We start from the raw sequence: 14605 nt of genomic DNA, 5'->3' as shown, positions 1-14605 counted from the left end.
GTGGGCCCACGAGGGCGGCAGGGCGCGGGAGTTTCTCGTCACACACAACGGGAAGAACAGCGGCCGACAATCGGGTTAACTTCCGGGAAAGCCTTCGGACCTGCGACAACGCCACTCGGCACGCATCCTGGACCACACACGGAAAGTGGCAGGAATCACACTCCCCGTACGGCCCCGCACCCCGTGATCGCTTTGACCTGGGGAAGTCGTGGTCCCCCATTGACCAGCCATAACGCCAAAAGACCGAAAATGTCTGAATAGCGGGTGTTCTAGGATCGTCGGATGGCGACGGCAACGAGTGGACTCACAGGGAGCCACATGCGGCGAGCGTGATCCGGCGCGCGCCTCGGTCGTCCGACTGGAGAGACCTTGCATCCGACCACGGTGGACATCGAGCACGCCCCGGCCCAGGCGACCCTCTCGGGAGGGCCCGCCGCGCCCGCCCGCACGCTGATCGACATCCTCGACGAGACCACGCGACGCCACCCCGACGCCGCCGCCCTCGACGACGGGCGGACCAGGCTCGACTACGCCGGCCTGCGCGAACGGGTGGACCGGATGGCACGGGAACTGCGCGCGGCGGGCGTGGGACGCGGCGACCGGGTCGGCATCCGGGTGCCCTCCGGCACCGTCGATCTCTACGTCGCGATCCTGGCCACGCTGACGGCGGGCGCGGCCTACGTGCCGGTCGACGCGGACGACCCCGAGGAGCGGGCCGAGCTGGTCTTCGGAGAGGCCGCGGTGAGCGCCGTCGTGGGCGAGGGCGCGGCGATCACGATCTCCGGCCCCCTCGGCGGTTCCCTGAGCCGGGAGTCCGCCGCGCCTCCCGGCCCCGACGACGACGCGTGGATCATCTTCACCTCGGGTTCGACGGGCAAGCCGAAGGGCGTCGCGGTCTCCCACCGCAGCGCGGCGGCGTTCGTCGACGCCGAGGCCGGCCTGTTCCTGACCGACGAGCCGCTGGGGCCGGGAGACCGGGTGCTGGCCGGGCTCTCGGTCGCCTTCGACGCCTCCTGTGAGGAGATGTGGCTGGCCTGGCGGCACGGCGCCTGCCTGGTCCCCGCGCCCCGCGCGCTGGTGCGCACCGGCATGGACCTGGGCCCCTGGCTGACCGAGATGGGCATCACGGTGGTGTCCACGGTGCCGACGCTGGCCGCGCTCTGGCCGGTCGAGACGCTCGACGACGTCCGGCTGCTGATCTTCGGCGGGGAGGCGTGCCCGCCCGAGCTGGCCGAGCGGCTGGCCGTACCGGGGCGGGAGGTGTGGAACACCTACGGGCCCACGGAGGCGACCGTGGTGGCGTGCGCCGCCCCGCTGACCGGGGAGGGGCCGGTGCGGATCGGCCTGCCGCTGGCCGGGTGGGAGCTGGCCGTCGTCGACGCGGGCGGCGACCCGCTGCCCATGGGCGAGACCGGCGAGCTGGTCATCGGCGGCGTCGGCCTGGCCCGCTACCTGGACCAGGCCAAGGACGCCGAGCGGTACGCCCCGCTGGTCTCCCTCGGCTGGGAGCGCGCCTACCGCAGCGGTGACCTGGTGCGGGCCGAGCCCGAGGGACTGCTGTTCGTCGGCAGGGCGGACGAACAGGTCAAACTGGGCGGACGCCGGATCGAGCTGGGTGAGGTCGACTCCGCCCTGCAGGCGCTGCCCGGCGTCGCGGGGGCCGCGGCCGCGGTGCGCACCACCGGTGGCGGGCACCAGTTGCTCGTCGGCTACGTCGTGCCCGGCGAGGGGTTCGACCAGGCGGACGCCAGGAAGAGGCTGCTCGACGCGCTGCCCGCCGCGCTGGTCCCGCGTATCGCGCTGGTCGAGGAGTTGCCGACCCGCACCTCGGGCAAGATCGACCGTGACGCCCTGCCCTGGCCGCTGCCCCGGCAGGCGCAGCGGCAGGTGGACGTGGACCCGTGGGTGGCCGAGTGCTGGCAGAACGTCCTCGGCGGGACCGAGGGCGACTTCTTCGCCGAGGGCGGTACCAGTCTCGCCGCGGCCCGGCTGGTCTCCGCGCTGCGGGAGCGTCATCCCTCGGTGACCGTCGGGGACGTCTACGAGCACCCGACGCTGCGGCGGCTCGCCGCGCACCTGTCGGCCGGGGACTCCACGGAGACGGCGACCACGAAGCGGGTCGTCGCGCCGATGCCGCGCCGCGCCTCGCTCGTGCAGGCGGCGCTCACCGTGCCGTTGCTCACCGCGGGCGTGCTGCGCTGGCTGGTCGGCCTGGTCGCGCTGACCAATCTGATCGTGCCCGGCGCGCCCGTCGTCTCGTGGTGGTGGGTGCTGGCCGGGACGGTGCTCTTCGTCTCCCCCGCGGGACGGATCGCGCTGGCCGCGGGCGTGGCCAGGCTGCTGCTGCGCGGCCTGCGCCCCGGCTCCTACCCGCGGGGCGGCTCGACGCACCTGAGACTGTGGTTCGCCGAGCGGTTCGCCGAACGGCTCGGAGTGATGGAGCTGTCGGCCGCGCCCTTCCTGACCCACTACGCGCGGGCGCTCGGCGCCCAGGTGGGCGCGGACGCCGACCTGCACTCCGCCCCGCCCGTCACCGGCATGCTCAAGCTGGGCAGGAACGCCGCCGTCGAGCCCGAGGTCGATCTGAACGGCTACTGGATCGACGGCGACCGGGTGCGGGTCGGCGAGATCAAGATCGGCGCCTCCGCCACGATCGGCGCCCGCTCGACCCTGTTCCCCGGCGCGAGGGTCGGCAAGAACGCGCAGGTCGCTCCGGGCTCAGCGGTCGCGGGCGCCGTCCCGGCCGGGGAGCGCTGGGCCGGGGCTCCCGCGATCAGGATGGGCAAGGCTCGCCACACCCCGGGAAGCAGGCCGCCGCGTTCCCCCCGCTGGGCCGCCGTCTACGGCCTGTCCGCGCCGCTGCTCGGCCTGGTTCCCGTCGTCGCCGCGCTGCCCGCGCTGGTCGTGCTGATGGGCGGGGCCCCGGCCTCGCCCGCCGAGCTGCTGTACCGGGTGCCGGTCGCCACCCTCGTGTGGATGGCCTGCACTGCCCTGTCGATCCTGGTCCTGGTACGGCTGCTCGCGATCGGCCTGCGGCCGGGCAGCCACCCGGTGCACAGCCGCCAGGCCTGGCAGGCGTGGGCGACGGGGCGGCTGATGTCGATGGCACGGGTCTGGCTGTTCCCGCTGTACGCCAGCATGGCGACCCCCGTCTGGCTGCGCGCCCTCGGCATGCGGGTCGGCCGGGACGCCGAACTGTCCACGGTGCTGGCGCTTCCCTCGATGACCTCCGTCGGAGACGGCGCGTTCCTCGCCGACGACACGATGGTCGCGCCGTACGAGCTGGACGCCGGGCGGCTGCGGGTCGGCCAGGTGCGGATCGGCAAGCGTGCCTTCCTCGGCAACTCGGGGATGACCGCCCCCGGCCGCAAGGTGCCCAAGGACGGGCTGGTCGCGGTGCTGTCCGCCGCGCCGAAGAAGGCCAAGGCCGGTTCGTCCTACCTGGGCATGCCGCCGGTCGAGCTGCGCCGTACCGCCGAGGAGACCGACCGCAGCCGCACCTACGACCCGCCCGCCCGGCTGCGGGCCGCCCGTGCCGCGGTCGAACTGTGCCGTGTCGTGCCCGCGATGTGCACGGTCGCGCTCGCCGTGCTCGTGGCGCTGTGCCTGCTGTGGCTGACCCGTTCGTACGGCTTCGCGGTCGCGGCGCTGCTGGGCGGGGTGGTCCTGCTCGGCGCCGGGGTGCTGGCCGCCGCGGTCACCACCGTGGCCAAGTGGGTCCTGCTCGGCCGGATCACGGTGGGCGACCGGCCGCTGTGGAGCTCCTTCGTCTGGCGCAACGAGCTGGCGGACAACTTCACCGAGGTACTGGCCGCGCCCTGGTTCGCCAGGATGTGGCTGGGCACCGCGCCGCTGAACCTGTGGCTGCGCTCGATGGGCGCGCGCGTCGGCCGGGGCGTGTGGTGTGAGACGTACTGGCTGCCGGAGATCGACCTGGTGACCCTGGGCGACGGGGTCTCGGTGAACCGGGGCTGCGTGTTGCAGACCCACCTGTTCCATGACCGGGTCATGAGCATCGATACTGTCGTTCTGCGGGACGGGGCGACGCTCGGCCCGCACGGGGTGGTGCTGCCCGCGGCGACGATCGGGGAGAACACCACGGTCGGACCGGCGTCCCTGGTGATGCGCGGCGAGTCGGTGCCTCGGGCGACCCGCTGGTTCGGCAACCCGATCGCGGCGTGGCACAAGCGCGCGTAGGCGTCCCCGCGTCGCAGGAAGGCACACAGGAAGTACGTGGTCGCGAACACCCCCCGTCCCCCCTACTTTCCCTCGCACGGTGACGACGCCTACCGGGTCGAGCACTACGACCTCTCCCTGGACTACCGGGTCGGCCCCAACAGGCTGGGCGGCGTGGCCAGGATCTCGGCGCGGGTGCTGCGGCCGCTCACCCGCCTGTCCCTGGATCTGGGGGCGTTGCGCGTCGACGGGGTGCTGCTCGACGGCAGGGCGGCGCGCTTCGCCCACCACGGCGGCAAGCTGCACCTCTCCCCGAAGGGACGGGAGCGGATCGAACCGGGTCCGCTCACCGTCGAGGTGCGCTACGCGGGCGCTCCCCGGCCCGTCGCCAGCCACTGGGGCGAGCTGGGCTGGGAACAGCTCACCGACGGCGTCATCGTGGCCAGCCAGCCGATCGGGGCGCCCTCGTGGTTCCCGTGCAACGACCGGCCGGACGACAAGGCCTCCTACCGGATCTCGGTGACGACGGCCTCGCCGTACACGGTGATCGCCAACGGCGAGCTGACCGGCAGACGGCGGGCCTCCTCGGCGACCACGTGGGTCTACGAGCAGGCCGAGCCGATGGCGACCTATCTGGCCAGCGTGCAGATCGGCCGCTACCAGCTGGCCGAGACGGGAGAAGGGGTACGCCTGGCCTTTCCGCAGGGGGCGGCGGCCAGGGCCCGCAACGACTTCGGCAGGCAGGAGCGGATGCTCGCGGTCTTCTCCGAGCGGTTCGGCCCGTACCCGTTCGGCTCCTACACCGCGGTCGTCGTCAACGACGAGCTGGAGATCCCGATCGAGGCCCAGGGCATGTCGATCTTCGGCCTCAACCACGTGGACGGCAGGCGCGGCGAGGAACGGCTGGTCGCCCACGAGCTGGCGCACCAGTGGTTCGGCAACAGCCTGACGGCCGCCGACTGGCGTGACATCTGGCTGCACGAGGGCTTCGCCTGCTACGCGGAGTGGATCTGGTCGGAGGCCTGCGGCGAGGAGAGCGCCGACGCTCACGCGGTGCGCTGGCACCGGCGCCTGTCCGCGCTTCCCCAGGACTTCGTACTCGCCGACCCCGGGGCGCGGCGGCTGTTCGACGACCGCGTCTACAAGCGCGGCGCGCTCACCCTGCACGCGCTGCGGCGCATCCTGGGCGACCGGATGTTCTTCGCGCTGCTGCGCGAGTGGACCACGGCCAACCGGCACGGGAACGTCAGCACCGAGGCGTTCCTGGACCTGGCGCTGCAGTACACGACGCGCTCCTTCGACGGTGTCCTGTCCGCCTGGCTGTACGGCTCCCGCCTGCCCCCGCTGCCCTGAGACCGGCACACGCGGAGTCGACAGCCCGGCCCCGCGGCGGCGAGGGTGGAGAGGTGGTCACTGACGATCCCCGCCGGGATGTGAACGTCGAGGATCTGCTGCGCGAGCTGGCGCCGCGGGTCCTGGGCGCGCTCGTCCGCCGCCACAGGCACTTCGACGCGTGTGAGGACGCCGTTCAGGAGGCGCTGCTCGCCGCGGCCGTACGGTGGCCGAAGGAGGGGGTGCCGCAGAGCCCGAGGGGCTGGCTGGTCACGGTGGCCTCCCGCAGGCTCGCCGACGAGTGGCGCAGCGAGCGGGCGCGCAGGCGCAGGGAGGTCACGGCCGCCTTCCGCGCGCCCGCCGACGAGTCGGTCGTGCCGAGCCCGGAGCAGGAGCGGCCTCCGGTCCGGGACGACACGCTCACCCTGCTGTTCCTGTGCTGCCATCCGGCGCTGAGCGCCTCCTCCCAGGTCGCGCTCACCCTGCGCGCCGTCGGAGGGCTGACCACGGCGCAGATCGCCCGGGCCTTCCTCATCCCCGAGGCGACCATGGCCCAGCGCATCAGCCGGGCCAAACAGCGCATCAGGTCGACCGGCATCCCCTTCGGCATGCCTCCGCGTGAGGAACGGGCCGAGCGGCTGCGGGCGGTCCTGCACGTGCTGTACCTGGTCTTCACCGAGGGGCACACCGCGACCTCAGGCCCCGACCTGCACAGTGGGGAGCTGACCGGGGAGGCGATCAGGCTGACCCGCGCCCTGCACCGGCTGCTGCCCGGCGACGGTGAGGTCGCCGGGCTGCTGGCGCTCATGCTGCTCACCGACGCGCGGCGGCCCGCGCGCACCGGCCGGGACGGCGCCCTGGTCCCGCTCACCGAACAGGACCGCGGCCTGTGGAACCGCGTCCGCATCGAGGAGGGCGTCGCTCTCGTCACGAACGCGCTGTCCCGCTCCGCGGTCGGCCCCTACCAGCTCCAGGCGGCGATCGCCGCGGTCCACACCGAGGCCGCGTGCCCGGAGGAGACCGACTGGCCGCAGATCCTCGCCCTGTACGAACTGCTCTCCCGGCTCTCACCCGGCCCGGTGGTCACACTCAACCACGCGGTCGCCGTGGCGATGGTCCGGGGGCCGAGGGCGGGGCTGACCCTGCTGGAGACGCTCGACTCCGACGGGCGGCTCTCCGGTCACCACCGGCTCGACGCGGTGCGCGCCCACCTGCTGGAGATGGCCGGGGAGCGGGAGGCCGCCAGGGAGCGCTACCGGACGGCGGCGCGCCGTACCACCAGCCTGCCCGAGCGGCGTTATCTGGAGACGCGGGCCGCCCGGCTGGGGTGAGCGGTTCACTAGGGTGGGCGGGTGCCAGTCCTCCCCGCCCGCCTGTCCCCCGCCACCCGTGTCCGGCTCGCCGCCGTGGCCGCGGCCGTCGTGACCGTCGCCGCCGGGCTCGCGGTCCGCGCGGTCACCGGCGGCTGGTTCGGCAAGTACGCCGGGGACGCCCTGTACACCGTGCTCGTCCACACGCTGGTGGTGGTCGTGGCGCCGCGCCTGCCGGCGGGCCGGGCCGCGTCGTGGGCCCTGGCCGTCAGCTGGGCGGTCGAGTTCGCCCAGCTGACCCCGGTGCCCGCCGCGCTGTCCGAGGCGAGCGTGCTGGCCAGGCTGGTCCTCGGCAGCACGTTCGGCGCCGCCGACCTGGTGGCCTACGCCGTCGGCGCCGCCCTGTCGTGGGCCGGTCACGCCCTCGTCCTGCGCCTTCGCCGTGGGTGAGCGGAGCGCCGGGGCCGTACCATGTGTGGACCATGCCTGAAGGACACACCATTCACCGGCTCGCCGGGCTGCACCGGCAGGTGTTCGCCGGCACGGTCGTCAGCGCGCTGAGCCCGCAGGGCAGGTTCGCCGCCGGAGCGGCGCAGATCGACGGCCGGGTGCTCAGAGAGACCGACGCCCACGGCAAGCACCTGCTGCTGGGCTTCGACGACGACCGGTGGGTCCACATCCACCTCGGCATCTACGGCAAGTACACCTTCGGTCAGGCGCCGCCGCCCGCCCCGACCGGCGTGGTACGGCTGCGCCTGAGCAACACCGCCGAGTACGCCGACCTGCGCGGCCCCAACACCTGTGAACTGATCGACCCGGTGGAGAAGAAGGCTCTGCACGCCAGGCTGGGTCCCGACCCGCTGCGCGCCGACGCCGACCCCGAGCTCGCCTGGCGGCGGATCGGGCGCAGCCGTACGGCCGTCGGGGTGCTGCTGATGGACCAGTCGGTCGTGGCGGGCGTGGGCAACATCTACCGCGCGGAGGCGCTGTTCCGGCAGGGGGTCGATCCCGCGCTGCCCGGGCGCGGCCTCACCCGGGAGCTGTGGACGGCGATCTGGGACGACCTGGTGCTGCTGATGGCCGAGGGAGTGCGCCTGGGGCACATCGACACGGTCAGGCCGGAGCACACCCCTGAGGCGATGGGCCGCCCGCCCCGCGTCGACGAGCACGGCGGCGAGGTCTACGTCTACCGGCGGGCGGGCATGCCGTGTTTCCTGTGCGGTTCCGAGGTCAGGACCGGGGTGCTCGCGGGACGCAACCTCTTCTGGTGCCCGGGCTGCCAGGGCGGCTGAGCCCGGGCGGCGTCAGAGCAGGCGCAGCACCGCCTCGACGGAGTCCTGGCCCGCCGGGACCAGCGGGAGACGGACGGAGGCGGTCGGGATGCGTCCCTGGGCGTGCAGCACGCCCTTGATGACGGTGGGGTTGGGCTCGGTGAACACGCTCGCCGACAGGGCGGACAGGCGGTGGCCCAGGGCTCGCGCGTGGGCAACCTCTCCCGAGCGCCAGGCCTCGACCAGCTCGACGAACAGCCCGGTGCGCAGGTGGGCCGAGGCGAGGATGCCGCCGGAGCCGCCCAGGGCCAGCAGCGCCGACAGGTAGGGATCGTCCCCGGCCAGTACGGCGAAGCCCTCCGGCGGGTCCGCCAGCAGCGAGAGGGTGTCCTGGTCGACGCCGCCGACGGCGTGCTTGACCCCGGCGACCATGGGCAGTTCCCCGATCCGCCGCAGGGTGGCGGCGCCGACGGACTGGCCGGTCCGGTAGGGGATGTTGTAGACGACGATCGGCACCGGCGTCTGCTCGGCCAGGGCGGTGAAGTGGGCCAGCACCCCGGCCTCGGAAGGGCGGACGAAGGAGGGCACGGTGACCAGCGCGCCGGTCACCTCGGGCCAGGTCTTCAGGGCGCGCAGCGCCTCAGCCGAACCCCGGGTGTCGCTCGAACCCGCGCCGACGATCAGTTCGGCGGACCGTTCCCGGCACACCTTCGCGCACACCTCGACGACCGCCCGCCGTTCCTCCTCGGCGAGCATGGCGACCTCGGCGGTGGTGCCGAGCGCGACCAGTCCCGCGGCGCCCTCCTCAAGGGCGGCGCGCGCCAGGTCCTCCAGGGCGTCCAGGGCGATCTCGCCGTTCCCGGCGAACGGGGTGATCAGGGGAAGGTAAACACCGCTGAGAGTCATGTCCCCAGCTTTCCGGCCGACGACCATACAGGTCCAGTTCCGTTTCCTTCAGAAACCGTTAAGCTGAACTGATGCTCGATGTGCGCCGTCTCCGTCTGCTCCGCGAACTCTCCCACCGGGGCACGATCGCCGCGGTGGCCGAGGCCCTGACGTTCACCCCCTCCGCGGTCTCCCAGCAGCTGGCCGCGCTGGAACGGGAGGCGGGTGTGGCGCTGCTCGAACGGACCGGCAGGCGGGTGGCGCTCACCCCCGCGGGAGCCGCCCTGGTACGGCACGCCGAGGCCGTGCTGGAGCGGCTCGAACAGGCGGCGGCGGAGCTGGCGACCGCCCGCACCGGACTGGCGGGAACGATCAGGATCGGCGCCTTCCCGGTCGCGACCCGCACGATCCTGCCCGCGGCCCTGGCCGCGCTCGGCCGCGACCATCCGCGTCTTGAGCCGATGGTCGACGAGATCGACCCCGCCGAGGTCGCCCCCCGGCTCAGGTCGGGCGACCTGGACGCCGCGCTGATCCACGAGTACGACCTCGTGCCCGCGGCGCCCGACCTGACGCTGGACACCGAGCCGCTGCTCGACGAACCGATGTATCTGGCCTCCGACCGGGCGGGCGACTCGCTCGCCGAGCGGCACGACGCCCCGTGGATCGTGTCGAAGCCGGGGACGCTCTGCTACGAGATGACCATGCGGGCCTGCCAGACGGCCGGGTTCTCACCCAGGATCCGCCACCACATCGACGACTTCACCGCCGTGCTCGCGATGGTCTCCGCAGGGCAGGGGGTCGCGCTCGTGCCCGGGCTCGGGGCGGCCGACCCGCCGGGGAACGTCCGGCTCACCGAGCTGCCGACGCGTCGCCGTACCCGGATCGCCTTCCGGCGGGGGGCCTCGGCGCACCCGGCGCTGACGGCCCTCACCCTGGCATTGCGCTCCTCGCTCCCCCGGGGGACGGCCGGCGGGCGGCAATGGGAATTCTCCAGGTAATCGACCGGTCACCTCATGTGATATGAAAGGTGAGGCACCGCCCCGCGCTTCCGGCGAGGGGCTTTTCTGAAGTGCACCACCATTGTCCAGCATCGGGATAATAAGGGAAGGCGGTCGACGTCCTCCGCCTTCCGATCAGAAGGTCACGAAGCCGATCGGTTAACGGATAACGGAGCGTGATAGTGGACGCGATGGACTGGACACTCCTGGCGGAGCTGCAGAGCGACGCGCGGCTGTCCTACAGCGAGCTGGCCCGGCGGGTGCACATGTCGGCCCCGGCCGTCGCCGAGCGGGTGCGGCGCCTTGAGGAGACGGGCGTGATCACCGGTTACCACGCGCGGGTCAATCCGGCGCTGGCCGGGCGGGGGGTGGCCGCGCTGATCAGGATGGCGTGCTACGGGCCGCGCTGTGTGCTCCGCGACGAGCAGGCGCTGGCCTGGCCGGAGATCCTGGAGGTGCACCGGGTGACCGGTGACACCTGCTGCCTGATCCGGGTCGCCGCGGCCTCCATGATCGCCTTCGAGGAGCTGATCGACAGGCTCGCGCCGTACGGTCACCCGTCGAGCATGATGGTCCTGTCCAGCCCGGTCCCCTGGCGTCCCCTCTCCCCCGCGAAGCACGACTGAGCCGGGCGTACGGCGACATTTGTTACCTATGGGATAGTTGCCGTGCGGAATGATCTCTGGCGGCGGACCTCGGAAAGGCGTTAGCGTCTGCGCATGCGCCACGTTGACATACCGGGCAGGCGGCTCAGGCTGCGAGAGGTCACCGTGGACGACGTGGACGCGCTGCACGCCGTCTACGGCGACCCCACGGCGACCGAGCACCTTCCCTTCGACCCCAGGACGCGCGAGGAGGTCGAGGAGATCGTCGCCGAGGCGATGCGGGCCGCGGAGACGGAACCACGCAGGCTGTACGTCCTGGCGGTGACCGACGTGGCCGAGGGCCGGACCATCGGCGTCGGAAGGCTGCACATCGAGCACGACCACCCGCACAGCGCCGAGATCGGCATGGGCCTGCGCCCCGACCACTGGGGCAGGGGCATCGGCACCGACCTGGTCCGGCTGCTGCTGGTCTTCGGCTTCCGGCACCTGGGCCTGCACCGCGTCTGGGGCGCCAGGTCTCCGGCGAACACCGCCGCCCAGCTCACCATGCTGATGGCCGGGATGGTCGAGGAGGGCAGGATCAGGCACCACGTGCGGGCCCGCGGCACCTGGCGTGACTCCGTCGTCCACTCGGCGATCGAGGACGAGTGGGAGGGCTACCGGGACGTCTGACCCCCCTCTGAGCGTAGGGTGTGGCGAACCACCACAGCCGACATACGAGGGCAAATGACAACAGGGCTGACCTTCCGCCTGTTCGGCACCCTGGAGGTCCGCGACGCCTCAGACCGGCCGCTCGGTCTGGGCACCCGTAAGGAACGCGCCGTACTGGCGATGCTGGCCCTCGACCCCGGCCGGGTGATCCCGCTCGACCGGCTGATCGACGAGCTGTGGGCCGGTGAGGCCCCCTCCGGGGCGACGGGCACGCTCCAGGCCTACATCTCGCACCTTCGCAAGGTCCTCGAACCCGGCCGCAGGCCCCGCACCCCGCCCTCGGTGCTGCTCACCCGTGAGCCCGGCTACCTGCTGGCCGTCGCCCCCGGCCAGGTCGACCTGACACGCTTCACCGCCTGGGCGCAGGACGGCGCCCGCGCGCTTGCCCGGGGAGAACACACCGAGGCCCGCCAGACGCTCGACCGGGCACTCGCCCTGTGGCGGGGCGAACCGCTCGGGGAGTTCGCCGAACTGGCCTTCGCCAGGCCCTCGGTCACCCGGCTCACCGAGATCCGGGCCACGGCCGTCGAGGACCGCTTCGAGGCGCTGCTCGCCCTGGGCGAGGACGCCGCGCACGTACCGGCCCTGGAGGCGCTGACCGAGGAGTTCCCCTACCGGGAACGGTCGTGGAGGCTGCTCGCGCTCGCCCTGTACCGCGCGGACAGGCAGGCCGACGCGCTCGGCGCGCTGCGCAGGGCCAGACGGCGGCTCGCCGAGGACCTCGGCATCGACCCGGGCCCCCGGCTCAGGCGCCTTGAGGAGGCGGTGCTCGGGCACGCCCCCGAACTGGAGGCCCCCGCGCCGACCGTGACCGTGCGGACCGTCGCACCCGCCGCGGGCGAGGAGCTGGTCGCGCGCTCCGCCCAGCTCCGGTCCGTCGGGGAACGGCTGGCCTCGGTACGGCGCGGCACCGGCGGCGTGCTGCTGGTCACCGGGGAGGCCGGGATCGGCAAGACCAGGCTCGCCCAGGCCGCCGCCGAGGAGGCCGAGGCCCGGGGCTTCACGGTGGCCTGGGGACGCTGCCTGGACGGCGGCGCCCCCGCCTTCTGGCCCTGGCGGCAGGTGCTGCGGGAGTGCGGTGCCGGGTCCTGGCCGCCCGGCGGTCTCACGGGCGGGTCCGACCCCGACGCCGCGCTGTTCGAGCTGTACGAGTCGGTCGTCTCCGCGCTGACCGGAACCGGCGGCCCGCTGCTCGTGATCCTCGACGACCTGCACTGGGCCGACGTCTCCTCACTACGGCTGCTCGGCTTCGTCGCGGGCGAGCTGGCCCGGCGCCCCGTGCTGGTGCTGGCCACGCTGCGCCCGGAACCCGGCGAGCATCCCAGGCAGCTGCGCGACACGCTCGGCGCGCTGGCCGGGCAGCCGGAGACGGAGCGGATCGAGCTGACGCCGTTCGGCGCGGAGGAGGTCTCGGCGTACCTGCGGCGGCACCGGGTCGAGGAGACCCCCGGCCTGGCCGCCGCGCTGCTGGAACGCAGCGGCGGCAACCCCTTCTACCTGGGTGAGCTGGTGCGCCTCAGGAGGAGCGAGCGAGGACTGTCCTCCGCCCTGCCGCCCGGGGCGCGCGACGTCATCGGCCGGCGCGTCGCCAGGCTCCCCGAACGGACGCGGGAGTTGCTCGGCGTCGCCGCGGTCGCCGGGCGCGACGTGGAGGCGGGCCTGCTCGAAGCCGTGACGGACGTCCCGGTCGAGGAGGTGATGTCCCTGCTCGAACCCGCGGTGGCGACCGGGCTGCTGGCCGAGGTGCCCGGCGGCCTCGACTACCGCTTCTCCCACGCCCTGGTGCGTGACGCGCTCTGCTCGGACCTGAGCCGCCTCGCGCTCGCCCGGCTGCACCTGAGGATCGGCCGCTGCCTCGAACGGACGCCGGGCGTCGAGCCGGTACGGCTGGCTCACCACTTCGCCGCCGCCTCCTCGGTCGGCGGGGCGGCCAGGGCCGTCGAACACGCGGGGCACGCGGCGCGGCAGACCGTGGAGCGGCTCGCCTACGCCGAGGCCGTCGAGCTGTGGGAGCTGGCGCTGTCCTGTCTTCCCTCCGGTGACGAGGCGGGCCGGTGCGCGGTGCTGACCGAGCTCGGGCAGGCCCGCCGTACCGTGGGGGACGCCGAGGGCGCCTTCGGCGACCTGGAGGAGGCGATCGGCCTGGCCCTGCGCACCGGCGACCGCGCCGCGCTGGTCTCGGCGGTCACCGTCTTCGGCGGGCTCGCCGTGTGGAACTGGCGGCCGTACGGCGTGGTCGACGAGCGGATGATCGCCGTCCTGGAGGACCTGCTCGCCGGGCCGCTCGTCGAGCACGACCGGGCCGCGCTGCTGGGCACACTGGGCATGGAGCTGTACTACGGGCCCCGGCGCGCCGAGGGCGAGCTGCACGCCACGCGGGCGGTGGAGATCGCCCGCACCCTGGGCGACCCCGGGCTGCTCGCCCGCACCCTGAACAACCACCTGCTGGTCAGCTGGGTCCCCGGGCGCAACGCCGAACGGCTCGCGGTGGCCGGGGAGATGCTGGCCGTACCGGGGCTGACCAGGGCGGCCGAGCTCGTGGCGCGGGTGCTGCGGATGGCCTGCCTGCTGCGCGCGGGCGATCTGACGGCCTGGGACCGCGACCTGGCCCGTTGTGAGGAACTCCTCGACGAGGTGCGCCGTCCCGAGCTTGAGGCGATGGTGCGCATCGCCGAGACCGCCAGGTGCACCTTGGAGGGACGCTGGGCGGACGCCGAGGCGCTCATCGGCGCCTTCGACGACGTCCGGTACGGCTCCAGCCTGTGGCAGGGCGCCGAGTTCCGCAGGCTGCTGACGAGGTTCGTCTGCGAGAGCGGGCGGGGCCGGCCGCAGCTCGTGCTCGACGAGCTGGTCGAGGCGGCGGAGCGGGCGCCGATGATCCCGTTGCGCCCGGTCGCCGTGCTGGCCGCGGTCGAGGCGGGCAGGCCGGACCTGGCGCGGGAGCTGGCCGAGCGCTGGGGTACCGAGGTCGGGCAGGACTGGATCGCCGACTTCCTGCTGCCCGTCTGGGGGGCCGTCTCCGCCGGGATCGGCGTGCCGGAGCCCGGGCCGCTCTACGAGGCGCTCCTGCCCTGGGCCGACCAGCTGGTCGTGGCGGGCACGGGCTGTGTCGCGTGGGGCTCGACCCACCATGTGCTGGCCGGGCTGGCCGCGCGGCTCGGCCGTACCGAGGCGGCGCGGGAACACGCCCGCGCGGCCGTCGCCACCCACCGTGCGCTCGGTCTGGCCCACTGGGCGGAACGTAGTCAGGCGCTGCTCAGCGAACTTGGAACGGTCGAACGGCGTGTTCCTCCACCCTCGGAAATGTCGTGACGGAA

Annotated in this window: 10 protein-coding genes; 9 read left to right on the top strand and 1 reads right to left on the bottom strand. The window is 73.5% G+C overall.

The genetic code is table 11. The features are described 5' to 3' along the window. Positions 1-369 precede the first annotated feature (369 nt). The 5 genes from ACIBVQ_RS30825 to ACIBVQ_RS30805 are packed head-to-tail and all read left to right on the top strand — an operon-like array spanning position 370 to position 8110. The gene (locus ACIBVQ_RS30825; protein WP_399181726.1) at positions 370-4197 is read left to right on the top strand and encodes a Pls/PosA family non-ribosomal peptide synthetase; all 3828 of its coding nucleotides are present in this window, start codon (positions 370-372) and stop codon (positions 4195-4197) included. 36 nt (positions 4198-4233) lie between these two features. Continuing rightward, positions 4234-5529, top strand: a complete 1296-nt coding sequence (locus ACIBVQ_RS30820; RefSeq protein ID WP_399181724.1) for a M1 family metallopeptidase — start codon at positions 4234-4236, stop codon at positions 5527-5529. A gap of 53 nt (positions 5530-5582) precedes the next feature. After that, the gene (locus ACIBVQ_RS30815; protein WP_399181722.1) at positions 5583-6839 is read left to right on the top strand and encodes an RNA polymerase sigma factor; all 1257 of its coding nucleotides are present in this window, start codon (positions 5583-5585) and stop codon (positions 6837-6839) included. A 21-nt stretch (positions 6840-6860) separates the two neighbouring features. Further along, complete coding sequence (locus tag ACIBVQ_RS30810) at positions 6861-7268, top strand: DUF2809 domain-containing protein (RefSeq protein ID WP_362775794.1); 408 nt, start codon at positions 6861-6863, stop codon at positions 7266-7268. A 32-nt stretch (positions 7269-7300) separates the two neighbouring features. Beyond that, complete coding sequence (locus tag ACIBVQ_RS30805; protein ID WP_399181720.1) at positions 7301-8110, top strand: Fpg/Nei family DNA glycosylase; 810 nt, start codon at positions 7301-7303, stop codon at positions 8108-8110. Between the two features lie 12 nt (positions 8111-8122). Here ACIBVQ_RS30805 and ACIBVQ_RS30800 read toward each other — a convergent pair whose 3' ends face one another. Then, positions 8123-8995, bottom strand: coding sequence for a 4-hydroxy-tetrahydrodipicolinate synthase (locus tag ACIBVQ_RS30800; RefSeq protein ID WP_352011625.1), 873 nt, complete (start codon positions 8993-8995; stop codon positions 8123-8125). A 71-nt stretch (positions 8996-9066) separates the two neighbouring features. Here ACIBVQ_RS30800 and ACIBVQ_RS30795 point away from each other — a divergent pair, with 71 nt between their 5' ends. The 4 genes from ACIBVQ_RS30795 to ACIBVQ_RS30780 all read left to right on the top strand — a co-directional run bounded on the left by ACIBVQ_RS30795 (position 9067) and on the right by ACIBVQ_RS30780 (position 14600). Then, positions 9067-9972, top strand: coding sequence for a LysR family transcriptional regulator (locus ACIBVQ_RS30795; protein WP_352011624.1), 906 nt, complete (start codon positions 9067-9069; stop codon positions 9970-9972). 191 nt (positions 9973-10163) lie between these two features. Then, complete coding sequence (locus ACIBVQ_RS30790) at positions 10164-10598, top strand: Lrp/AsnC family transcriptional regulator (protein ID WP_352011623.1); 435 nt, start codon at positions 10164-10166, stop codon at positions 10596-10598. Between the two features lie 93 nt (positions 10599-10691). Further along, on the top strand, positions 10692-11249 hold the full coding sequence (locus ACIBVQ_RS30785; protein WP_352011622.1) for a GNAT family protein: 558 nt from the start codon (positions 10692-10694) through the stop codon (positions 11247-11249). Positions 11250-11303: 54 nt separating this feature from the next. Then, positions 11304-14600: a BTAD domain-containing putative transcriptional regulator gene (locus ACIBVQ_RS30780; RefSeq protein WP_399181717.1), complete on the top strand. Its 3297-nt coding sequence runs from the start codon at positions 11304-11306 to the stop codon at positions 14598-14600. The last annotated feature ends 5 nt before the right edge of the window (positions 14601-14605 follow it).

It is taken from the genome of Streptosporangium sp. NPDC049376 (assembly GCF_044466505.1).
GTDB lineage: Bacteria > Actinomycetota > Actinomycetes > Streptosporangiales > Streptosporangiaceae > Streptosporangium.
The sequence above is the reverse complement of the archived record's forward strand: the minus strand, read 5'-3'. Positions and strand labels throughout refer to the sequence as shown.